Raw genomic sequence first — 23,497 nt, 5'->3', positions numbered from 1 at the left:
CTACTTCCTGTGGAGCTTCATCGACAACTACGAGTGGGAAGACGGCTACCAGCGCCGCTTCGGCATCGTGCATTGCGACTACGAGACGCAGGTCCGCACGCCCAAGCTCTCGGCGCGCTACTACGCCCAGGTCATCCAAGAACACAAGATCCTCTGATGAACACGCAAGCCGTGCCGCTGACGAAAGCCGTGCCGCCCGCGGCCGACCGCCTGCCGATGTCGCAGAAGGTCGGCTTCGGCCTGGGCTCCATCCTCGACATGTGGGGCCACTGGCTTTACCCGTCGCTGGCCTTCCACGTCTTCAACATCTTCCTCGGCGTCGCCCCCGGGCTGATCTCGACGGTGCAGATGATCAAGATCTTCATCGACGCGGCCTCGGATGCGATCTTCGGCTGGATCTCTGACAACACCCGCACCCGCTTCGGGCGCCGCCGGCCGTTCATCCTCGTCGGCGGCGTGCTGGCCGGCATCGGCCTGCCGCTGATGTTCGCCGTCGGGCGCGGCTGGACCGACACGCAGTACTTCATCTTCATGCTGGTCAGCATGGTGATCTACGTGCCGGTCATGAGCTGCTTCAACATGCCGTGGAGCAGCCTGGGTGCGGAGATGACGCCGGACTATCACGAGCGCACGACCGTGATGGCGATCCGCAACGCCATCCAGAAGGGGCCGGAACTGGCGATGTTCTTCGCCGCGCAGTTCACGACGCTGGCCATCTTCCACGACGAGCACGGCAAGCCCGACATCCTGCGCGGTGCGCAGACCTACTGCACCATCCTCGGCGCCATCATGGTGGTGGCGGCCGTGGCCATCTTCTTCATGGTGCGCGAGCGCTACTACGAGAAGCTGGTCGCGCGCACGCAGAGCCACATCCCGCTGGCCGACACGCTGTGGCGCACGCTGCGCTGCAAGCCCTTCCGCCACATCCTGGGCATGATGCTGGCCTACGGCATCGGCACGGCCATGGTCGGCGCGCTGGGCTACTACGCCACCGTCTACTACGTCTGCCACGGCAACGTCGTCGAGGGCGCCGCGTGGAACACGGCGATGGGCCTGGCGGGCATGGGATTCGGCTTTGCCGGCATCCCGTTCTTCACGTGGATCGCACGCCGCTGGGGCAAGCGCGTGGGCCTGGCCACGGTGCTGAGCCTGGCCATCTGCGCCTTCATCGGCGACTGGTGGCTGTACGACCCCGCAAGGCCCATCCTGCAGCTGTTCGCCTGCGGCTTCGTCGCGTTCACCGGCGCGGGTTTCTGGACGCTCTACAACGCCACGCTGGGCGACGTCGTCGACTACGACGAGCTGCACACCGGCCAGCGCCGCGAGGGCTCGTTCTCGGCCTGCCAGTCGTGGATCTCCAAGCTCGGCATCGCGCTGGGCGTGGGCGCGTCGGGCTGGATTCTTCAGTACACCGGCTTCGACTCCAAGCAGGCGGTGCAGGACCCGCAGGCCATCTTCATGATCCGCCTCCTGCTGTCGGGCATCCCCGTCATCGGCCTCGTCATCGCGCTCGTGTCGCTGCTGCGCTTCGAGCTGACCGAGGACCGCATGCTGGAAATCCGCGCCCAGCTGGAAGCCGCACGGGGCCGCGTATGACCGTTTCGCGCCGCCACGCACTGCAGGCCGCGCTGGCCGGCGCGGCCGTCTCCGCCACGCCCGCCATCGCCGCACCGCGCTTCGGCACGGGCATCGAAGGCCAGCGCAAGGCCGACCTGGGCAACGGCACGTACGTGAACCCCATCGTGCCGGGCGACCACGCCGACCCGACGATCCTGAAGGACGGGGGCGACTACTGGATGACGTTCTCGTCCTTCCAGTCCTACCCGGGCGCCGTCATCTGGCACTCGCAGGATCTGCTGAACTGGACGCCGATCACGGCCGCGCTGACGAAGCCCATCGGCACAGTCTGGGCGATGGACCTCGTCAAGCACAAGGGCCGCTACTTCATCTACATCCCGGTGCTGAACGATGCCGGCACGGGCATCTACGTCATCCACGCCGACGACATCCGCGGCCCATGGAGCGAGCCCATCGACCTGAAGGTGCCCGGCTGCATCGACCCAGGCCACGTCGTCGGCGAGGACGGCCGGCGCTACCTGTTCGTCAACGGCGGCCGGCGTATCCGGCTGAAGGACGACGGCCTCGCGACCGATGGCCCGCTGGAGGCCAACGCCTGGACGCCGTGGCAGTACCCCAAGGACTGGGTCGTCGAGATGTTCGCGCCCGAGGGGCCGAAGCTGCTGCGTCGCGGCGACTGGTTCTACCTGATCTCCGCCGTCGGCGGCACGGCTGGGCCGCCCACCAGCCACATGGTCACGGTGGCGCGCTCGCGCTCCGTCCACGGCCCGTGGGAGCACTGCCCGCACAACCCCGTCGTGCGCACGACGAGCGCCGACGAGCCCTGGTGGTCGCGCGGCCATGCCAGCGTCGTCGAAGGTCCGGCGGGTGACTGGTGGATGGTTTATCACGGCTACGAGAACGGCTTTCGCACACTGGGCCGCCAGGCGCTGCTGGAACCCATCGAGTGGACGGCCGACGGCTGGTTCCGCGCCAAGGGCGGCACGCTGGACAAGCCGCTGCCGGCGCCTCGCGGTGGCAAGGCCAGCCCTGCCGGCGCAGCCCTCTCCGACGACTTCTCGCGCAACCGCATGGGCACGCAGTGGACTTTCCACGCGCCCAGCCCCGACGAACTCTCGCGCCTGCGCTGGCAGGACAACAGCCTCCTCATGCGCGGCAAGGGCAAGTCGCTGGCGGACTGCTCGCCACTGGTGTGCATCACCGGCGACCGCAGCTACGAATGCAGCGTCGAGCTGGAGATCACGGGCGATGGTCACGGCGGCCTGGGCCTGTTCTACGACGAGCGCGGCCATGTCGGCATCGGCTTCAGCACGACCCAGTTGCTGACCTACGGCTACGGCCAGGAGCACGCATGGATGCGCGAGAACCTGGCCACGCGCCAGGTCCACATCCGCCTGACCAACCGCGAAAACGTCATCACCTTCCGCTACTCGCGCGACGACGGCCGGACCTGGGTGCAACACCCCTGGCAGATGGAGGTCTCGGGCCTGCATCACAACGTCTTCGGCGGCTTCGTCAGCCTGCGCATCGCGCTGTTCAGCGCCGGCGCTGGCGAGGTGCGCGCCCGCAACTTCGTCTATCGAGGACTCCCGACGTGACTTCGCTTCGCTCCCTGCGCCGCCGCCAGCTGCTGGCCGCGGCCACCCTGCCGTTGATGACCACCACCTCGTTCGCGGCCACGCCGCAGCGCCGCATCGTGCTGGACCTCGCCCAGGCGACGCAGCCGCTGAACCGCTTCTTCGACCACTGCGTCGGCGCCGACTACCCCGGCACCACCTACCGCGAGGACGCCCTGGCGCAGCTGAAGACGGCCGTCGACGAACTGGGCTTTCGCTACCTGCGCTTCCACGCGATCTTCCACGACGTCTTCAAGACGGTGACGCGCGATGCCGGCGGCCAGCTGGTGTTTGACTTCACCGGCATCGACAAGCTCTACGACGCGATGCTGGCCCGCCGCATCAAGCCCTTCGTCGAGCTGAGCTTCACGCCGCTGGCGCTGAAGACGTCGGACAACAAGATCTTCTACTGGGAAGGCAACACGTCACATCCCGAACCGACCGGCTGGGCCGCACTCATCGACGCCTTCACGCGCCACCTGCTGCAGCGCTACGGCGCGGCCGAGGTGCGCAGCTGGTATTTCGAGGTCTGGAACGAGCCCAACCTCGACGGTTTCTGGGAAAAGGCCGATCAAAAGGCCTACTTCGACCTCTACACCCGCACCGCCAGAGCCATCAAGGCGATCGACCCGCAGCTGCGCGTCGGCGGCCCATCGACGGCCGGCGCCGCCTGGGTACCCGAGTTCCTGGCACACGCCAAGGCCACGGACACACCGGTGGACTTCATCACCACGCACACCTACGGCGTGGACGAGGGCTTCCTGGACGAGTTCGGCAAGGAGGACCGCAAGCTGTCCAGGTCGCCCGACGCCATCGTGGGCGACGTGCGGCGCGTGCGCAAGGAGATCGAGGCTTCCCACCTGCCGGGCCTGCCGCTGTTCTTCACCGAGTGGAGCACCAGCTACAACCCGCGCGACCTGGTGCACGACAGCTACATGAGTGCGCCCTATGTGCTGACCAAGCTCAAGCAGACGCAGGGCCTGGCCCAGCACATGAGCTACTGGGTCTACAGCGACCTGTTCGAGGAGCCCGGCCCGCCGGATGCGCCCTTCCACGGCGGCTTCGGCCTGATGACGCGCGAGGGCATCCGCAAGCCGGTGTGGTTCGCCTACCGCTACCTCGCCGCGCTGGCGGGGCTCAACGGCAAGGAAGTGCCGACCGGCGACGCAGCCACCTGGGCCGCGACCGATGGCGAGCAACTGCAGGCCATCGTCTGGGACTGGCGCCAGCCGGACCAGGATGCCAGCAACCGCAGCTTCTTCGGCAAGCCGCAGCCGTCGAAGGACGTGGGTAGCACCACCGTCGAGCTGCGCCACCTGCCGCCCGGCCGCTACCAGGTCACGCAGCGCCGCACCGGCTTCGAAGCCAACGACGCGCACACCGCCTACCTGAAGATGGGCTCGCCCAAGAACCTCGATGCCAAGCAGCTCGCCACACTGCAGGGCCTGACGACCGACAGGCCAGAAGCGCAGCGCGAGCTGCACGTCGGCGCAAGCGGATCGGCCACCGTGCCGCTGAAGCTGCGCAGCCACGACGTCGTGCTGCTGAGCCTGAAGAAGGTGGGCGCATGAAGCGCCGCCAGGCTCTGATCGCGCTGCTGCCGCTGGCCGGCTGCGGCGGCGGGGGCGGCTCGGCATCCGCCGCCACGACGAGCACGGATGCCGGCACGACCGGCACCACGGGCACGACCACGACGACCGGCACCACCACCGGCTTCCGCGACCTGACCAGCCTGCAGCTGTCCCAGCTGATGGGCGCGGGCTGGAACCTCGGCAATTCGCTGGAGGCCATCGGCGGTGAGACCAACTGGGGCAACCCGGCCACCACGCAGGCGCTGCTGACGGCCGTGAAGGCTGCCGGCTTCAAGACCGTGCGCATTCCGGTGTCGTGGAAGCAGTACGCCGACGCCAACGACAACATCAGCACGACCTGGCTGGCCCGCGTGGCCCAGGTCGTCGGCTACGCGCAGACCGCGGGCCTCTACGTGATGATCAACATCCACTGGGACGGCGGCTGGATGCAGCCCACCTACGCCGCCCAGCCGATGGCCAACGCGCGCATCACGAAGTTCTGGACGCAGATCGCCAACTACTTCAAGAGCTATGACGACACGCTGCTGTTCGCTGGCACCAATGAAGTGATGGTGACCAACGACTACAGCACACCCACTGTCGAGTACTACACGGTGCAGAACGGCTTCAACCAGCAGTTCGTCACCGCCGTGCGCGCCACCGGCGGCAACAACGCCGTGCGCCACCTCATCGTGCAGGGCTACAACACCAATATCGACCACGCGGTGAACTTCGCCGTCATGCCCACCGACACGGCGACCAACCGGCTGATGATGGAGGTGCATTTCTACGACCCCTACAACTTCACGCTCAACGAGAAGAGCCCCACCTGGCAATGGGGTGCTGGTGCGACCGACGCCTCGCTCAAGGTGTCAGGCTTCGACGAAGCCTGGGCCGACGGCCAGTTCCAGAAGATGAAGACGAAGTTCGTCGACAAGGGCATCCCCGTGATCCTCGGTGAGTTCGCCGCGATGCGGCGCACCGAGTACGCCGGCGCCGACGTCTACCGCATGGCCTGGGACAAGTACATCGCCCACTCGGCCTGGACGCACGGCATGGTGCCCGTCTATTGGGACGCCGGCGCGGCCACCGAGAACTACAGCTCGGGCCTGTTCGACCGGGCGACCGGTGCCCAGGTCTACCCGGACCTCATCAAGGCCATCGTCGCCGCGGCGGCATGACCCGAAGCCCTGGCCTGCGGCCGGGGCTTCACACACTTCGACTATCCTGTTAGTACCAGCGGCCCATCCCGCGGGCTGCGGGAAGTCGAATTGCACAACAGCAGCCCATCAGAAGCGTCTGCGCAGGAGACACCAGCCTTTCTGCTGGACCAGCCCGCCGGGCCGCGCGAGCGCCGCCACGCCCTCGTCGTGGCGCTCGTCTCGCTCGCCGCGTTCGCAGCGCTGGTGCCGTTTGCCCAGCTGAAGCTGCCGGCGGCGCCGGCCTTCATCCCGATCTACCAGTCGGCGCTGGTGCTGACCGACCTCATCACCGCCGTGCTGCTGTTCGGGCAATACCGCATCCTGCGCTCGCAGGGGCTGCTGGTGCTGGGCTGCGGCTACGTCTTCACGGCGCTGCTGGCAACGGCACACGCGCTGACTTTCCCCGGCCTGTTCAGCGCCACCGGCCTGCTGGGCGCGACAACTCAGAGCACCGCCTGGCTCTACATGCTGTGGCACGGTGGCTTTCCGCTGTTCGTGCTGGGCTATGCCGCGCTGAAGAGCCGGCCGCGGCTCGCCCCATCGGCGGCCATGTGGCCCGTGGCCACGCTGGTGGCGGCGCTGGGGCTGATCGCGCTGGCCACGCTGGGCCATGCCTGGCTGCCCGACCTGCTCGTCGGAGGCCGCTACTCGGCGACCTACCTGGCCACGGTCGGCGGCATCTGGACACTGAGCCTCGCCGCGCTCGTAAGCCTGTGGCGCCAGCGGCCGCGCACGGTGCTGGACCTGTGGCTGATGGTCGTCTGCCTGGCCTGGCTGTTCGACATCGCGCTGTCGGCGATGCTGAACGCGGCGCGCTTCGACCTCGGCTTCTACGCCGGCCGCATCTACGGCCTGCTGGCCTGCTCGGTCGTGCTGCTGGAGCTGCTGCTGGAGAACAGCACGCTGTACGCCCGGCTCTTCACCGCCTACGAGGCAGATCACCGCCAGAGCGAAGCGCTGGCGGTGGCGCGCGACGAGGCGCAGGCGGCCAACGCGGCCAAGAGCCTGTTCCTGGCCAGCATGAGCCACGAGATCCGCACACCGATGAACGCCATCATCGGCCTGACCAACCTCGTGCTGGAGACGCGACTGGACGACCGCCAGCGTGACTACCTCGGCAAGGTCCAGACGTCCTCCAAGGCACTGCTGTCCCTGCTCAACGACATCCTCGACTACTCCAAGATCGAGGCCGGCAAGATCACGCTGGAGGCCGAGGAGTTCAGCCCGGAAGAACTGATCGAGAACGTCGGCCACCTGTTCTCGGCACGGCTGGAGGAATCGGGGCTGGACCTGTTGTTCGAGTTCGACGAGCACCTGCCCGACCGCCTGCTCGGCGATGGCCTGCGGCTGACGCAGGTGCTGAACAACCTCGTCGGCAACGCCATCAAGTTCACGCCCAAGGGCGAGATCGTCGTGCGCACCGAACTGCTCGGCGAAGAAGGCGACCGCATGCGACTGCGCATCAGCGTGCGCGACACCGGCATCGGCATGACGCCCGAGCAGCGCGCCGGCCTGTTCCAGCTGTTCGGCCAGGCCGACGCGTCCATCGCGCGCCGCTACGGCGGCACAGGGCTGGGCCTCGCCATCTGCGAGCGGCTCGTCGAACTGATGGACGGCCGCTTCGAGGTCAGCAGCGAGCCTGGCCAGGGCAGCACCTTCGCGTTCACGTGCAGCTTCAGCAGGGCCAAGCCCGGAGCGGAGCGCATCGACCTGCACCGCATCCGCGGCATGCGCACGCTGGTCATCGACGCCCAGCCCACCGAGCGCCTCATCCTGCAACGCATGCTGCAGAGCTGGCGCTTCCAGGTCGGCGTGGCGTCGTTCGGCGACGAAGCGCTGCACCGCATCCGCCAGGTCGACCCGGACCACCCCTACGAGCTGCTGCTGCTCGACTGGAGCACGACGGGTGCCGACTTCATCGCCAACGCGTGCCGCACCGCCAGCGAGCGCGGTATGCCGCCGCCGGCCGTCATCGCGCTCGGCAGCCTGAGCTCCAGCCTGCTCATCGCCGAGGAGCTGCGCGACCACGCGGCCACGCTGGTGCTGGCCAAGCCGGTCACGCCGTCACGCCTGTTCGATACGCTGATGCAACTGCAGCGAGGTGACGCGCGCGGCGCTCCCGTGCCGGCCGGCGACAGCATGGCCGACCTGGCCGACACGATGCACCCCATCCACGGCGCCCGCGTGCTGCTGGTCGAAGACAACCCGGTCAATCAGCAGGTCGCCCTCGCCTTCCTGCAGATGATGAAGCTGGATGTCGAGGTCGCCGAGAACGGCGTCGAGGCCGTGGAGCGCGTCAAGCACGAGCACTTCGACGTCGTGCTGATGGACATGCAGATGCCCCAGATGGACGGCGTCAGCGCCACCCGGCTGATCCGCGCCATGCCCGAGCGTTCCGGCCTGCCCATCATCGCGATGACGGCCGGCGCGATGGAGGCCGACGTTCAGGGCTGCCTTGCTGCCGGCATGAACGCCCACGTCAGCAAGCCCATCGACGCCAAGCAGCTGGTTCGCACCCTGCTGGCCTGGGTGCCACCCGTGGCGGACGGACGCGGCCGTCAGCTGCCGGCGGGCTGAACACCCTCGATCAGCGCGAGACCAGCAAGTCCTCGGCCGTCTTGCCGGCGGCCAGCGCGTCCTTGAACCAGTTGGGCCGCTTGCCCACACCCGACCACGTGCGGCCGGCGCCATCGGTGTACTTGGCCACGCCACCGGGCTTCTTCACCGCGGGCTTGCGGGCCTTGGGCGCCGCTGTTGCGGCGGCACGCTTGCGAGTCGCGCGGACCTTGGTGCCGCCGAACAATTCATCGGCCGTGATGCCGTAATGGGCAATGGCTTCCTTGATACGGTCGACCACGTCGGCCTTTTCGCGCGAGCGCAATGCGTCCGCCTGTTTCTGCAATTGCGCGATCTGCTTCAGCAGCGTCTGCAGGCTCTTTGCCATTCCGTATCTCCAGCGACTTGTTGTTTTGGACGGTGCATTCCATCACAGAAGGCGAATGCGCCGAATGAGTGGGCCCGAATGGAAACCCACTGACAGCTGAATGACGCTTTGGCATCAGCGAATGGCGCCGTGGCAATGCCGCGAACGCGCAACCCGAATCGCGTGACTCGCGCGAATGGACCGGGTCGGTCGCGACCTACACGCGGACGGCCCGCACCCCGACCCCGGGCACGGCAACCGCGGCGCAAATTGAGGACAGGTGCTTGCACCACGGCGGCGGCCCCACGGCCACCGCGCATGTCTGCTCAACCTCCAAGGAGCCCCACCATGTCCTATCCCACCATCTCTTCCTCCAAGGTCGAAGGCACGAACGTCTACAACCTGCATGGCGACAAGCTCGGGTCGATCGACGACCTCGTCATCGACAAGTTCAGCGGCCAGGTGCGCTACGCCGCGCTGGAGTTCGGCGGCTTCCTGGGTGTCGGTACCGACCGCTATCCGCTGCCCTGGAACATGCTGAAGTACGACACCGACAAGGACGGCTACGTCGTCAACATCGACAAGACCCAGCTCGAGAAGGCTCCGCGCTACGCCGAGGACGAGGCGCCGACATATTCGGACGAATACGGCCGCAAGGTCTACGACTACTACGGCTTCCCCTGGCTCTGAGCGTGGCCATGCCCGTCGCCCGCGCCGGACACCGCCGGCGCGGCGTGACATCCCCGCAGGGGCCCAGGCGCCCACGGCAGAGCGCCGCGGCGCCGCCCATTCACTCGAAGGAGAAACCCATGACGAAACGAATCTTCACCCCCCGTCTGGTGTGCGCCCTCGTGCTGGCCGGCATGGCCGGCGCTGCCTCGGCCAACCTGACCAAGCCCGTCTACTCGACCGCGAAGGATCAGGTGAAGGCGATGTTCAAGGCCGAGCGCGACAACTGCGACAAGCTGTCCGGCACTGCGAAGGACGTCTGTGTCGAACGTGCGAAGGGCCAGGAAAAGGTGGCCCTCGCCCATCTCGAATACCAGTACACGGGCACGCAAAAAGACCGCAACGACTATCTAGAGGCACGCCTTGAGGCCAGGTACCAGGTGGCCAAGGAGGCCTGCGGCGACAAGGCCGGCAATGCCAAGGACGTCTGCATCGCCGACGCCAAGGCCGTGCATGACAAGGCGCGGGCCGACCTGAAGGCCAGCAAGGCCATCGCCGAGGTGCAGAACGACCAGATGGAGGCAAAGCTCAAGGCCGACTACCAAGCCGCCAACGAGCGCTGCGACGCGCTGGCGGGCGATGCCAAGGACAGCTGCCAGGCCAGCGCCAAGGCCCGCTACTTCCAGTAGGAGGGGCGCTGCGGGCTCTGGCCCGGGAGCCCTCCGGGCGCACGTTTGTTCGCGTCCGTCGACACGCGATACCTGTCCGACTCGGCTGGCGTGCCTCTCCCGGGGGCTTGACGCCAGCCGACAACTTGTCCAGGCACAAACGGGCGCCTCGCGCGCCGCCGCCTCGAGCAACGGCCTTCGACCGAGCGCCGCGCCCCTCGCCCCTCGCCACAGGTCGCCCAGCGCGACCTGCACGTCTGTCCGCGTTTTGCCTCACAAATCACGGCTCCCCCGGCCAATTGCGCCGCTCAGAATGCACCACGCCCCGCATTTCTGATGGAATTTCACCTCGTTACATTCGCCGCTGCCCGGCGACCAGCAACTTCATTCCGGGCGGCACCGTTGCACCTTCCTCCAGAGCTGCCTCCATGAAGTTCCTGTCCAACATGCGCATCGGGCAACGCCTGACCGCCGGCTTCGCGGTGGTGATCCTCTGCCTGATGGCCATGGCCGGCCTGGGCTATTACGCCATCCAGACGCTGAATGGCGAGATCACCCAGCTCATCGGCGGCGACTACCGCGCCGTGGCGCTGGCCAACCGCGCCAAGTCCGAGGTGGGCGATGCGTCGCGCAGCATGATGACGACGCTCATCATGACTGGCGAGGAACAGATCAAGAAGGAACTGGACAACGTGGCCACGCTGATGGCCTCGCACGAGAAGACCATGGCCACGCTGAAGCCGCTGCTGACGGACGACGCCAGCCAGGAGCAGCTCAAGGGCATCGAGGAGGCCTACGCCAAGTTCATGCCGGCCCAGGCGGCCTTCGTGAAGATGGTCGCGGGCGGCGACACCGAAGGCGCGACGCTGAAGTACCAGTTCTCCGTGCGCCCGGCCCAGGGCAAGTACATGACGGCGCTCAGCAAGCTGGTCGATGCGCGCAATGCGGCGATGGAGGAAGCGGGGCAGAAGTCCAACCGCGTCGCCTCCAAGTCGGCGCTGCTGCTGGCGGCGCTGGCCGGTGCCGCCGTGGTCGCCAGCGTGCTGACCGGCCTGCTGATCACGCGCGGCATCGTCGTGCCGTTGCGCGGCGCCGTGGCCATGGCGCGCAGGGTGGCATCGGGCAACCTGACCAGCGAGATCGAGGTGCGCAGCAACGACGAGACCGGCGAGCTGCTGCAGGCGCTGTCGGACATGAACGAGAGCCTGAAGGGCATCGTCGGCCGCGTGCGCGAGGGCACGGAGTCCATCTCGTCGGCGTCCAGCGAGATCGCCAGCGGCAACCTGGACCTGTCGGTGCGCACCGAGGCCCAGGCCGCATCGCTGGAGCAGACACTGTCGGCCATGAAGACGCTGACCGACGCCGTGCAGCAGAACGCGCAGAACGCTCAGCAGGCCAACCAGCTGGCCCAGGCCGCGTCCACCGTCGCGGGCGAAGGCGGCGCCGTGGTGGCCCAGGTCGTCACGACGATGGGCAGCATCGACGCGTCGAGCAAGAAGATCGTCGACATCATCAGCGTCATCGACGGCATCGCCTTCCAGACCAACATCCTCGCGCTGAACGCCGCAGTGGAAGCGGCCCGGGCCGGCGAGCAGGGCCGCGGCTTCGCGGTCGTCGCGTCCGAGGTGCGCGCGCTGGCCGGCCGCAGCGCCGACGCTGCCAAGGAGATCAAGCGCCTCATCGGTGACTCGGTCGAAAAGGTGGCCCTGGGCAGCGAGCTGGTCGCCAAGGCCGGCAGCACGATGCAGGGCGTGGTGGCCAGCGTGCAACGGATGACCGACATCATGGGCGAGATCACCCACGCCAGCGCCGAACAGAGCACCGGCATCGAGCGCGTCACGCATACCATCCACGACATGGACAAGAGCACGCAGCAGAACGCCGCGCTGGTGGAGCAGGCCGCCGCCGCCGCCGACTCGCTGCGCACTCAGGCCCAAGGTCTCGAAGAAGTCGTCAGCCTCTTCAAGCTCGAGGCGGCGCGCTGAGTTCCCTCCCCCCAAGAAGATCAGGAGACCCCATGAAGACGAACCCCATCATCCGCTGCGTCGCCGGGCTGGCTTTCGCACTCGGCCTGGCCGGCGCGGCCCAGGCCATCGAGGTCGGCGGCCTGAAGTTCGACGACACCGTCAAGGTCGGCGGCAAGGAGTTGAAGGTCAACGGCGCGGGTGTGCGCACGCGCGTGATCATCAAGGTCTATTCGCTGGTGCTCTACCTGCCCGAGAAGAAGGACACCACCGCCGGCGTGCTCGACAGCCCAGGACCGCGCCGCTTCAGCCTCGGGCTGCTGCGCGAAGTGACCGGCGACGACCTGGGCCAGGCCTTCATGGCCGGTATCACCGCCAACACCGACAAGGCCGAGCGCTCCAAGTTCGTCAACCAGCTCGCGCAGTTCGGCGAGGCCTTCGTCAACATCCCGCAGGGCAAGAAGGGCGACGTCATCACGGTGGACTGGATACCCGACACCGGCACGGTGATGCACCTCAACGGCAAGCCCATCGGCGAACCGATGAAGGACATCGCCTTCTACAACGCGGTGCTGAAGATCTGGCTGGGCGACAAGCCGGTCGACTCCTCGCTGAAGCCGCAACTGCTGGGCAAGAGCTAAAGTGAATCTGCAGCCCCTCGCCCAACCTCGCGGCGTTGAGCCGCGAGCACATCGCCCGCGGACCGGCTTGGGGCGGCCCGGCGCTCGGTCCGCGACATGGCGTGGACCGTCGAATCCATTTTGAATCGCAAGTCCTCAACCTCTCTTTTTGCCGCGCTGGCGCTGGGCGCCAGCATCGGCCTGCTGCTGCCGGCGCTCATCGTCGGCGGCTTGTTCATCGGGCTGCGCGAGTCGCAGGTCGCCGAGCAGGCACTGCAGCGCGATCTCGACGCCAAGCTCGACGTGCTGGCCAGCAGCCTGCCCGAGCTGCTGTGGAACCTCGACGCCGTGGCGGCGCGCGAGGTCGTGTCGGCCATCGTCAAGTCGCCCGAGGTCGTGCGCGTCAGCGTCAGCGACGCGTCGCAGGGCCTGCCCTTCATCGAGAACCACCTGCCAGAGCGGCGCCTGGGCCACACGCTGACCGGCGAGCGCGACATCCTGCGCGGCGCCACGCGCATCGGCCACATCCAGATCGAGATCGACGACCACCTCAGCACGACGGCGCTGACGCGCCAGCGCTGGCTGTACGGCGCCACCGTCGGCGGCCAGCTGCTGGTGTCGCTGGCGCTGGTGCTGTGGCTGCTCAATTCACGGCTGTTCCGCCCGCTGCGCGAGCTGGGCGGCTTCGCCAACGATCTCGCACAGGGCCGCTTCAGCGCCAAGCTGGAACATCATCGCGAGGATGAGATCGGCCAGCTGGGCGGCCACCTGGAGCACATGCGCGACGCGCTGCAGCAGCAGTTCGACGCGCAGCGCGCCCTCATCGACCGGCTGCGCGGCATGGCCGAGACGGTGCCCGGCGTCGTCTTCCAGCTGCGGCTGGCGGTCAACGGCGAGTTCAGCTTCGCCTACGTCAGCGAGGCGGTGCGCGAGTACTTCCCCATCGGCGCCGCCGAGCTGAGCCGCAGCGCCGCGCCGTGGTTCGAGCGCATCCACCCCGACGACCGCGCCGCCGTGCGCGAGAGCCTGCTGGCCTCCGCACGCGGCCAGGGCCCGTGGCAGCAGGAGTTCCGCACGCCGCAGCCCGACGGCGGCGAGCGCTGGATCTACGGCAACGCCATCTCGCAGCGCGAGGCCGATGGCGGCATGCTGTGGCACGGCTTCCTGACCGACATCTCGCGCGAACGCCGCGACGCGCTGGAGCTGGAGCGCTATCGCCATCACCTGGAGGAACTCGTCGAGGCACGTACCGCCGAGCTGGCCGAGGCCTCGCAGGCCGCCCAGGCCGCGAGCCTGGCCAAGAGCGCCTTCCTGGCCAACATGAGCCACGAGATCCGCACGCCGATGAACGCCATCATCGGCCTGACCTATCTCGCCCAGAGCGACGCCGTCGAACCCGTGCAGCAGCAGCGCCTGCAGAAGGTGGCCAACGCAGCCGAGCACCTGCTCAGCGTCATCAACAACGTGCTGGACTTCTCCAAGATCGAAGCCGGCAAGGTGCAACTGGAGCACAGGCCGTTCACGGTCGACGAGGTGCTGGACAACATCGCCAACATGACCACGCAGGCCGCCGCCGCCAAGCGGCTGCGCGTGGAGACGGACATCGCGCCGACCCTGTCCGGCCGCGTGCTGCTGGGTGACCCGCAACGCATCGCCGAACTGCTGCTGAATTTCGCCGGCAATGCCGTCAAGTTCACCGAGAGCGGCTTCGTGCGCCTGGCCGTGCGGCTGGACGGCGATGCCGTGCCGACGCCCACCGGCGTGCGGCTGCCGCTGCGCTTCGAGGTGCAGGACAGCGGCATCGGCATCGCGCCCGAAGCGCAGACACGGCTGTTCCGCGACTTCGAGCAGGCCGACAGTTCCACGACCCGCCGCTACGGTGGTACCGGCCTGGGCCTGGCCATCTGCCGCCGCCTGGCGGGGCTGATGGGCGGGCGCGTCGGCGTGGACAGCGAGCTGGGCCACGGCAGCCGGTTCTGGTTCTCGCTGACGGTCGACGCCACGGCAACGGCACACGTCGCGCCGGCCGTCGCACCGCGGCCGCACTCGGTGCGCGAGCGCCTGGCCGAGCTGGCGCGCACGCAGCCCCTGCGCATCCTGCTGGCCGAGGACAACGCGGTGAACCAGGAGGTCGCCGTCGCGCTGCTCGGCAGCGCCGGCCTGCCGGTGGACGTGGCGGCGGACGGTCAGCAGGCCGTCGACATGGTCAAGGCCGGCCACTACGCGCTGGTGCTGATGGACGTGCAGATGCCCGTCATGGACGGACTGGATGCGACCCGCACCATCCGCAGCCTGCCCGAGGGCGCGACGCTGCCCATCCTGGCGATGACGGCCAACGCCTTCGACGAAGAGCGCCAGCGCTGCCTGGACGCCGGCATGGACGACCACGTCGCCAAGCCGGTCGTCGCGGAGCAGCTGTTCGCGACGCTGTACGACTGGCTGTCGGGACAGCGCAAAACCGGCAGAAGCTGAGGGCGCGTCCGGGCAGAGCCCCGGTCCGCCCCCAGGCCGGCCCTACTGCGACTGCTTGATGAGCCGCCCCGACCCGGCCTGCAGCGGCCGCGCATTCATCGGGTAGAGGCGCGAGAACACACCGATCTGCTGGCCCGTCAGCGGCGTCGGCTGGCGCATGACCATCCACAGCACGCCCTCGCTGCACGGCGGCGTCGTCAACGAGCCCATGTAGGTGTAGTAGCCGCGGTCCACGGGCAGCAGCTGGTTCAGGTCGATCTGCGCCTGCGCCTGCACGACCTCGCCCTTTTCCAGCGGCAGGTTGGCCCACACCGTCTGCAGCAGCGGCTGGGGCTTGTCGTCGTCGCCACGCTCCAGCAGCACGGCGACGACCGCCAGCTTGCCCGTCGAGTCCTTGTGCACGAGGTGGGCCACCATGTCGAACTGCCTGCCGTTGACGCGCTCCTCGCTGGGCTTGTGGAAGTGGAACTGCACCAGCTCATAGCGCCGCCCCATCACCGTGATGCCATTGCCCGGCGCCACGTTGACCTGGACCGTGTGGCCGTTGTCCAGCACCGAGAAGCTGCTGGCGTGGTAGTCGAACTGGATCTTCTCCAGGTCGACGGCGATGCCCTCACGGATGTCGATGGGACTCTGGCGCGTGCCAACGCCGCAGACCTTGTTCTCCGGCGCCAGTTCGGCCCAGTGCTCGGGACCGATATCGCCGGTGTAGCCCCAGTGGGCCTCCTTGGCGGGCTTGGCTTCGGGCTTGGCTTCTGGCTTGGCCGGCCTGGCAGCCTTGGGCGCGGTCCTGGCGGTGGTGCTGCCTTCGGGCTTGGTCGCGAGGCGCTCGGCCAGCCGCTGGCGCAACGCCTCCACGGGCTCCTTGGCTTCGTCAGCGGCCTGGGCGGCGGCCAACGCGAGCAGGCAGGCCGCCAGGGTCAGGTGCTTGTTCATCCTCATCCTGCAGATTTCGGCCTGCAGTGTGCCCGGCTTGAGCGGACGACGTCGCGCCGAAATGGTAATCGCCACCAATTCAGCAAACTCCGTCGCAACCCTATGCGCGTAAACCACGCTTCACGACGAATGCCTTGCTTGAATACATTGAAATGGTTGCGCTATCAATCACACAAGCAACCCTTCCGACCCGGCGCCAGCCGGGCGGATGAACAAAAAGGATGGAGACATGCTCGGCTTGATCAAGTCATGGCGCGCCGCGGGCGCGTTGCTACTGGGCCTCTGCGGCGCCGCTGCCCAGGCCCAGGTGGTTCAGTCCACCTGGGAAGATGGCAGCACGCAGGGCTGGGGCCCGTTCGGTGGTGTCACGCTGACGAACAGCACCGCTGCCGCCCACGCCGGCTCGCGCAGCCTGCTGACGACCGGGCGCACCGCCACCTATATGGGCCCCAGCATCAACCTCACGGGCAAGCTGGTACCCAACGCGACCTACCAGATCACCGCCTGGGCGCGCCTGCCCGCCGGCACGCCGGCCACGCAGGTGAAGCTGTCCATGCAGCGCACCGCCGGCGGCACGACGAGCTATGAAAGCGTCGCCGCAAGCGGCACCACCGGCGTGACCGACAGCGGCTGGACGCAGATCACCGGCCTCTACGCCTTCGCCGACCCGGCGCCGACCAACCTGGTGCTCTACATCGAGTCCGCCAGCGCCACGGCGTCGTACTACGTCGACGACGTGACCGTCTCGCTGATCTCTGGCGCACCGGGCCTGCCGCCCAACACGACGGGCCTGTCGTCCACCTTCGAGAGCGGCACGCAGGGCTGGTTCGGCCGCGGTGCCACGCTGGCCACAACCAGCGAGAGCGCCCACGGCGGCAGCCAGGCGCTGCTGGCCACCGCACGCCAGGGCACCTGGGCCGGCCCGGCCTACGACGTGACCAACGTGATGTTCAACGGCTCGACCTACAAGGTCACCGCCTGGGTGAAGCTCCCGGCCAGCGCCGGCAGCGCAACGACCCAGGCCAAGCTGAGCCTGCAGCGCGACGCCGGCACGATCACGACGTATCACACGGTCGTCAACAGCACGACGGTCGGCTCCACGGCCTGGGTGCGCCTGACCGCGACCTACCCTGTCGCGCTGGCCAACAGCAAGCTCACGCTGTACGTCGAGTCCAGCGACACCAACCCGCTGATGATCGACGACGTGACGGTCGCCTACGTGCCGCCGCCCAGCATCGAGACCAACCTGCCGTCGGTCGCGCAGACCCAGTCGGCCTACTTCCCCATCGGCACCATCGCCTACAGCGGCGGCATCTCCGGTGTGCAGGGTGACCTCGTCACCAAGCACTTCAACAGCCTGGTGTCCGAGAACGACATGAAGTGGAACTCGCTGCAGGCGACACAGGGCGTGTTCACCTACACCAACGCCGACGCGCAGGTTGCCTTCGCCAAGGCCAAGGGCATGAAGCTGCGCGGCCACACCTTCGCCTGGCATCAGCAGGTTCCGGCCTGGGTGTTCCAGGACGCGAACGGCAATGCGCTGACACCGTCCCCTGCCAGCAAGGCGCTGGTGCTGCAGCGCGAGGTGGACCACATCACCAACGTGCTCAACCACTTCGCACCCAATGTCGCCAGCTTCTACGCCTGGGACGTCGTCAACGAGGTGATCGACCCCTCGCAAGCCGACTGCATGCGCAGGAGCAGTTGGTACACGTTGACCGGCACCGACTTCATCGACACCGCCTTCCGCACCGCCCGCGCGCTGCTGCCGGCCAGCGTCAAGCTCTACTACAACGACTACAGCACCACCGATGCGGCCAAGCTCGTCTGCATCCAGAAGATGGTGGCCGGCCTGAAGTCGCGCGGCGTGCCCATCGACGGCATCGGCCACCAGATGCACATCTCGCTGAACTACCCGACGCCCGCCGCCGTCGCCAACACCGTGCGCACGCTGGCCACGGCCTTCCCCGGCATCTCGCAGCAGGTCACGGAGATGGACATCAAGATCAACGACAACGGCCCGTTCTACACGCTGTACGAGGACATCCCGGCGTCCGTGCATGCCCAGCTCGGCTACGCCTGGCGCAACTACTTCAACACCTTCCGCCAGCTCAACGGCCTCATCGACTCGGTCACCATCTGGGGCCAGGGCGACAACCACACCTGGCTGACCTCGGGCACCGAAGCCGAGGCGCCACTGCTGTTCGACACGTCGCTGAAGGCCAAGCCCGCCTACTGGGGCGTCGTCGACCCGTCGCAGCTGCCCGGCATCAACCTGACCGGCGGCATCGCGGCCAAGGCCGGCACGGCGGATGCGCGCGTCTGGACGCTGAGCTTCTCGAACGCCGGCCCCGGCACGGCTTACGGCGTGAAGCTGGCCAGCCTGACGCTGCGCCAGACCGGTGGCGCGGCCTGCACGCCGGTCGTGAAGACCGTTTTCCCCGTCTCGCTCGGCGACATCGCCGCCGGCACCGCGGCCAACGCCAACGTGACCATCGACTTCACCGGCTGCGCGGCGCTGGCCGCCTTCGCAGTGGACGCCCCCTTCAACGCCGCCAACGGCTGGCACGGCGACCCGGCCAAGGGTTCGCCCGCGCTGACCATCAGCCGCACCAACCAGTTCCGCTGACCCGAACACGATCGACGAGATTCATCATGAAAAACAACTTCAAGTTCCTCTGCGCCGCCGCCGCCACGTTGCTCGCCACCGCCACCCAGGCAGCCGTGCTGACCCTCTCCCCCGCCGGCATCGGCGCCGAGCCCGGCCAGACGACCGGTTGGGGCTTCTCGCTGTTCAACGACGACGCGAGCAACTACCTGCTCGTCACCGGCAGTGAGTTCGCGCCGGGCGTGCCGTCCGCCTTCGGCAGCTACACCGACCTGCTGGGCGCGCGCGCCGACTGGGTCATCCTCGCGCCGCTGGCCACGCTGGCCGAGGCCTACGACGCCGTGCTGCGCACCGGCATCGGCGAGTTCAGCGTCGCACCGTCCGCCGACGGCACGCTGGATGGCCAGGTGCTGCTGCACTACGCGCTGTTCTCGGCCGACCCGAACGGCCCGACCTTCGACCCGGACCAGAACCTCGTCAACCCCGACGCGACCGCGGCCGCCCGCGCCAGCGCCACGGCGCTGCCCGAGCCCGGCACGCTGTCGCTACTCGGCATCGCGGGCGCCGGCCTGCTCGCCCTGCGTCGCCGCCAGGCTAGGCAGCCACGGAACGCCTGACGCCGTACCAGGCCACCAGCCCCACCATCATCAGCCCGGCCGACGTGACGGCCAGGGCGATGGTGGAGTGCATGACCAGCGGCACCAGCGCGCCGGCCACCAGGCCGTTGGCCGCCGAGCCGATGCAGGCCTGCAGCGACGAGGCCATGCCGCGTCGCTCGGGCGCCTGGTCCAGCACCAGCAAGGTCACGACCGGCACCATCAGCGCCCAGCCGAACGAGAAGATGCCGATCAACGGCAACGCCCACCAGGCGCTCAGCGGCACGGACAGGTTCAACACCACGTTGACGAGCGACACCGCCGTCATGATGCGGAAACCCCGCATGATCTGGCGCTTCGGTGACATCTTGCCGGCCAGGCGGCCGCTGAAAGCCGCGCCGACCATGATGCCGCCGATGGTGCACAGGAAGAACCAGAAGAACTGCTGCGGCGCGAAGTGCAGGTGCTCGCCGAGGAACACCGGCGTCGCCAGCACGTAGAGGAACATGCCATTGAACGGCACGCCGCTGGCCAGCACCAGCATCATGAACTTGGGGCTGCTGCACAGCCGCCCGTACTCGCGCATCAGCGCGCCGACGTGAAACGGCTGGGCCTGGCTGCGGTGCAGCGTCTCGGGCAGAAGCTTCCAGTTCGACACGAACAGCACCGTACCGACGAAGGTCAGGAACCAGAAGATCGAGTGCCAGTCGGCGTGCACGAACAGGAAGCCGCCCACCATCGGCGCGATGGCCGGCGCCACGCCGAAGAACAGCGTCACCTGCGACATGACGCGCTGAGCGTCCGCCGGCGGGAACATGTCGCGGATGATGGCACGCGACACGACGATGCCCGCGCCCGCCGACATGCCCTGCACCGTGCGCCAGAACACCAGGTGGCCCACCGACCCGGACAGCGCGCAACCCACGCTCGCCGCGGTGAACACCGCCAGCCCCGTCAGCACGACGGGCCGCCGGCCGAAGCAGTCCGACAGCGCGCCGTGGAAGAGGTTCATGAGCGCGAAGCCGAACAGGTAGGCAGACAACGTCTGCTGCATCTGCACCGGCGTCGCGTCCAGTGCCGCGGCGATGCCGGAGAAGGCCGGCAGGTAGGTGTCGATGGAGAAAGGCCCCAGCATGCCCAGACCGGCCAACAGCACGGACAGGGCCCAGCGGGGCGCTCGCCAGAGGCGGCTGGCGTCAGGATTCATCGGGGGAGCGTCGGGTAAGACGAGCAAACGGCCGCGGGTTGCGGCCGTTTGCAGTTTATCGACCCCTCCCGAAGCGCGCCGGATCAGGCGGCGAATCCCTTGTGCGACGGCCTTGTCTTGAACTGCGCGATGACGTCCAGCAGCCCGGCCGCCTGCACCTTCAGGCTCTCCGCGGCCGCGGCGCTCTGCTCCACCAGGGCCGCGTTCTGCTGCGTACCGGTGTCGATGGACGCCACGGCCTGGTTGACCTGGCTGATGCCGCTGCTCTGCTCGGTCGCCGACGCGTTGATCTCGGCCATCAGGTCCGTCATGCGGCGCACCTGGTTGACGACGTCGCCCATCGTCTCGCCGGCCTCGCCGACCAACTGGCTGCCGGCAGCGACCTTATCGACGCTGGCGCCGATCAGGCTCTTGATCTCTCGCGCCGCCTGCGCGCTGCGCTGAGCCAGCGCGCGCACCTCGCCGGCCACCACCGCGAAGCCGCGGCCCTGCTCGCCGGCCCGTGCCGCCTCCACCGCCGCGTTCAACGCCAGGATGTTGGTCTGGAACGCGATGCCGTCGATGGTGCCGATGATGTCGGCGATCCTGCGACTGGAGTCGCTGATCTCGCCCATCGTCGTGACGACGCGCTGCACGACATCGCCACCGCGGCCGGCCACCTCGGTCGCCGCATTGGCGAGCTGGCTGGCCTGGCGCGAGCTCTCGGCCGTCTGCTGCACGGTGGACGTCATCTGCTGCATCGACGCCGCCGTCTGTTGCAGCGCACTGGCCTGCTGCTCGGTGCGGCTGGACAGGTCGTGGTTGCCCGTGGCGATCTCCTGCGACGCGGTCGCGATGCTGTCGGCCGACAAGCGCACCCGGCCCACCATGTCGACCAGGCCATCGTTCATGCGCTTGAGCGCGGCCAGCAGTTGGCCGGTCTCGTCGTCACGGTCCACGACGATGTCGGAGCTGAGATCGCCCGACGCCACCGCCTCGGCCAGGTGCACGGCGCGCTGCAACGGCCGCGTGACGGCGTTGCTCAGCGCCCAGCCCAGCGCCACGGCGGCCGCCACGGCGGCGGCGCACACCAGCAGCATGACGAGGCGGTCCGTGCCGTAGCCCTGCTCGGCCAGCGCCACGCGCGCGCGGCCCTGCTGCTCCTCGTAGTCGATGTACTCGTTGGCGGCCTTGAGCAGCGCGGCCAGCAGCGGCCGGCATTCGTTGTTCATCTTGGCGATGGCTTCGTCGCGCTTGCCTTCCAGCGCCATGCCGACGATGGCCTCGGCCACCGGGCCGTACTGCGCCTCGATGCGCTCGATCTCCACCACCATGGCCCGCTCACGTTCGCCCAGGTCCGTCGCCTGGGCCATCGCGGCCTTCAGCTTCGCCAGCGACTTCTTCGTGTCGTCGTGCGCCTGCAGCACCAGCGCCTTCTCCAGATCGCGGTCGGCCGGCGCGGTCACCAGCACCAGGTTGCGCGCCGCAATGGCCCGCCGCGTCACGAAGCCCCGCACGTCCACGGCCAGGCGCTCACGCTGGGCCACGCTGCCCAGGTAGTCGGCAAATCGCCCGTTGGAGCGGCTCAGCGAGTTCAAGGCCAGCCCCGACACCAGCAGCACGACGGCCGCCAGGAGGGCGAACCCAAGGATCAGCTTGGATCTCAAGCGCAAGTGGCTCAGCATTCTTCTCTCCCTGTTTCGCCCGGCGCCTGGGAGTGATCGATGTGGGCGGCATCGGCACGGCGGACGGTTGAGGGACTTGGCCAAGATGGGAATCCCGCGGCCACAGCCCAAGCTCCGCGTGACGAACGCACCGGACCCCAGTCCAACTTAGGCGAGAGAAAAGAGTGAAGCAAGCCGATAGGCCGGATTCTGTGCACCAGGGTCGCCCCCGGCGTGACCGCCATTCCTCTGGGCCGGACATCACTGCCCGGCTCGGTGCCACCTACCCGCCAGCTCTGCGAGCCGCATCAACGCTGGCCTACTTGGTGTTGCTGCGCGTAGAGATTGCCCGTTTCACCCAAGGCGGGCCCTGGCCCGCCTTGGGTGCTACGCGGTTCGCGCTTGCGCGCGATGGTGCGGAGCTTTCGCTCCACCCCACGCCAGCTCGCGCTGGCGCCGCATAGACCACCTCCCGACGGGGGCCTACCTTGACTCGTCTCTGTTGCTCTGATCCTCGGCTTTCGCCGGGCAGCCGTTAGCTGCTACGCCGCTCTGTGCAGTCCGGACCTTCCTCCAGGGCCTCGTTTCCGAGATTGCCCCAGCGGCGGTCTGGCTTGCTTCACGGTGCGCATTGTCGCCGATGCGCACCGGGGGACTCACGGCACCAGGAAGTCGCCGATCTCGCACGGCGCCACGCCCCGCGGGCCGCAGCGCAGCGTGGCCAACGTGGCGCCGGCGTTGCTGAGCCGCTCCCAGCTGCCATCCGACTGTTGCTCAGCGGGCCCCTCGGCCTGCCACACGGGCAGCACACGCGCCTGGGCCGCGCTCACCCACAAGCGCAGGCCCGTGCCGGGATTGGTGGTCTCGCTGTCCAGATCGAAGCTTTCCTGCCACTCGACCCGCTGCGCCGGCCACCGCAGGTAGCGGGCACCGATCAAACGCGCCTGCACCGTCACCTGCCGCCTGACACCGCCAGGCGGAAAGGACCGCAACTCGCAATGCCAGCCGGTCAACGCCACACGCCCTTGCAGTCGCGCCGGCAAGGGCAGGAGTTCCCGCGGCTCGGTGCAGCGCGGGCCGCCTTGACGGCTGGTTGCCGACAGCCACGCGTTGAGTGCGATGGCATCTGCATGCCCGGGTACCAGTTGCACGTCCGCCAAGGCAAAGCCAGGCACGGCCAACAGCGCGGCCACCCACGTTTGCCAGGCTCGATATCCCGCTTTC

General features: G+C 68.2%; 18 protein-coding genes and 1 other RNA gene. 13 read left to right on the top strand and 6 right to left on the bottom strand.

Annotated elements, in window-relative coordinates; genetic code table 11:
• Positions 1–7: 7 nt before the first annotated feature.
• The 6 genes from ACG04R_RS24560 (at position 8) to ACG04R_RS24535 (ending at position 8,544) form a co-directional block, all read left to right on the top strand.
• Positions 8–157 (top strand): family 1 glycosylhydrolase, encoded by a 150-nt coding sequence (locus ACG04R_RS24560; RefSeq protein WP_394416408.1) that lies wholly within the window; start codon positions 8–10, stop codon positions 155–157.
• Complete coding sequence (locus tag ACG04R_RS24555; protein ID WP_394416404.1) at positions 157–1,596, top strand: MFS transporter; 1,440 nt, start codon at positions 157–159, stop codon at positions 1,594–1,596. The genes ACG04R_RS24560 and ACG04R_RS24555 overlap by 1 nt, the downstream gene beginning before the upstream one ends.
• Positions 1,593–3,176, top strand: coding sequence for a family 43 glycosylhydrolase (locus ACG04R_RS24550; RefSeq protein WP_394416402.1), 1,584 nt, complete (start codon positions 1,593–1,595; stop codon positions 3,174–3,176). Before ACG04R_RS24555 ends, ACG04R_RS24550 begins: the two co-directional genes overlap by 4 nt.
• Positions 3,173–4,765, top strand: a complete 1,593-nt coding sequence (locus tag ACG04R_RS24545; RefSeq protein ID WP_394416400.1) for a GH39 family glycosyl hydrolase — start codon at positions 3,173–3,175, stop codon at positions 4,763–4,765. The genes ACG04R_RS24550 and ACG04R_RS24545 overlap by 4 nt, the downstream gene beginning before the upstream one ends.
• Entirely contained in the window at positions 4,762–5,946 is a 1,185-nt protein-coding gene (locus ACG04R_RS24540) for a glycoside hydrolase family 5 protein (RefSeq protein ID WP_394416398.1), read from the top strand. Before ACG04R_RS24545 ends, ACG04R_RS24540 begins: the two co-directional genes overlap by 4 nt.
• Positions 5,947–6,036: 90 nt before the next feature.
• Entirely contained in the window at positions 6,037–8,544 is a 2,508-nt protein-coding gene (locus ACG04R_RS24535; protein WP_394416396.1) for a hybrid sensor histidine kinase/response regulator, read from the top strand.
• Between the two features lie 10 nt (positions 8,545–8,554).
• Here ACG04R_RS24535 and ACG04R_RS24530 read toward each other — a convergent pair whose 3' ends face one another.
• Positions 8,555–8,911, bottom strand: coding sequence for an H-NS histone family protein (locus ACG04R_RS24530; RefSeq protein WP_394416394.1), 357 nt, complete (start codon positions 8,909–8,911; stop codon positions 8,555–8,557).
• Between the two features lie 327 nt (positions 8,912–9,238).
• Between ACG04R_RS24530 and ACG04R_RS24525 the strand changes: the two genes are divergently transcribed.
• From ACG04R_RS24525 to ACG04R_RS24505, 5 genes are all read left to right on the top strand, one after another.
• Positions 9,239–9,580, top strand: coding sequence for a PRC-barrel domain-containing protein (locus ACG04R_RS24525; protein ID WP_394416392.1), 342 nt, complete (start codon positions 9,239–9,241; stop codon positions 9,578–9,580).
• A gap of 119 nt (positions 9,581–9,699) precedes the next feature.
• Complete coding sequence (locus ACG04R_RS24520) at positions 9,700–10,248, top strand: hypothetical protein (RefSeq protein ID WP_394416390.1); 549 nt, start codon at positions 9,700–9,702, stop codon at positions 10,246–10,248.
• A 407-nt stretch (positions 10,249–10,655) separates the two neighbouring features.
• A complete protein-coding gene (locus ACG04R_RS24515) occupies positions 10,656–12,212 on the top strand; it encodes a methyl-accepting chemotaxis protein (RefSeq protein ID WP_394416388.1) in 1,557 nt (518 codons plus the stop codon).
• A 32-nt stretch (positions 12,213–12,244) separates the two neighbouring features.
• A complete protein-coding gene (locus ACG04R_RS24510) occupies positions 12,245–12,832 on the top strand; it encodes a chalcone isomerase family protein (RefSeq protein WP_394416386.1) in 588 nt (195 codons plus the stop codon).
• Between the two features lie 120 nt (positions 12,833–12,952).
• Positions 12,953–15,283, top strand: a complete 2,331-nt coding sequence (locus tag ACG04R_RS24505; protein ID WP_394416384.1) for a response regulator — start codon at positions 12,953–12,955, stop codon at positions 15,281–15,283.
• Positions 15,284–15,325: 42 nt separating this feature from the next.
• Here the strand turns inward: ACG04R_RS24505 and ACG04R_RS24500 are convergent, their stop codons facing one another.
• Entirely contained in the window at positions 15,326–16,219 is an 894-nt protein-coding gene (locus ACG04R_RS24500) for a carbonic anhydrase (RefSeq protein ID WP_394416382.1), read from the bottom strand.
• Positions 16,220–16,448: 229 nt separating this feature from the next.
• Between ACG04R_RS24500 and ACG04R_RS24495 the strand changes: the two genes are divergently transcribed.
• Both ACG04R_RS24495 and ACG04R_RS24490 read left to right on the top strand, forming a co-directional pair.
• On the top strand, positions 16,449–18,848 hold the full coding sequence (locus ACG04R_RS24495; protein ID WP_394416380.1) for an endo-1,4-beta-xylanase: 2,400 nt from the start codon (positions 16,449–16,451) through the stop codon (positions 18,846–18,848).
• A 26-nt stretch (positions 18,849–18,874) separates the two neighbouring features.
• Entirely contained in the window at positions 18,875–19,444 is a 570-nt protein-coding gene (locus ACG04R_RS24490) for a PEP-CTERM sorting domain-containing protein (protein ID WP_394416378.1), read from the top strand.
• Here the strand turns inward: ACG04R_RS24490 and ACG04R_RS24485 are convergent.
• The 4 genes from ACG04R_RS24485 to ACG04R_RS24470 form a co-directional block, all read right to left on the bottom strand.
• Positions 19,422–20,630, bottom strand: a complete 1,209-nt coding sequence (locus ACG04R_RS24485; RefSeq protein ID WP_394416375.1) for a multidrug effflux MFS transporter — start codon at positions 20,628–20,630, stop codon at positions 19,422–19,424. The genes ACG04R_RS24490 and ACG04R_RS24485 overlap by 23 nt on opposite strands.
• An 83-nt stretch (positions 20,631–20,713) precedes the next feature.
• Positions 20,714–22,294: a methyl-accepting chemotaxis protein gene (locus tag ACG04R_RS24480; RefSeq protein WP_394416372.1), complete on the bottom strand. Its 1,581-nt coding sequence runs from the start codon at positions 22,292–22,294 to the stop codon at positions 20,714–20,716.
• Between the two features lie 162 nt (positions 22,295–22,456).
• Positions 22,457–22,894: RNase P RNA component class A (gene rnpB, locus ACG04R_RS24475), an RNA gene on the bottom strand.
• A 35-nt stretch (positions 22,895–22,929) separates the two neighbouring features.
• Positions 22,930–23,466, bottom strand: a complete 537-nt coding sequence (locus ACG04R_RS24470; RefSeq protein WP_394416370.1) for a hypothetical protein — start codon at positions 23,464–23,466, stop codon at positions 22,930–22,932.
• Positions 23,467–23,497 lie beyond the last annotated feature (31 nt).

Source organism: Pelomonas candidula (assembly GCF_043555985.1).
Lineage (GTDB): Bacteria > Pseudomonadota > Gammaproteobacteria > Burkholderiales > Burkholderiaceae_C > Pelomonas > Pelomonas candidula.
The sequence above is the reverse complement of the archived record's forward strand: the minus strand, read 5'-3'. Positions and strand labels throughout refer to the sequence as shown.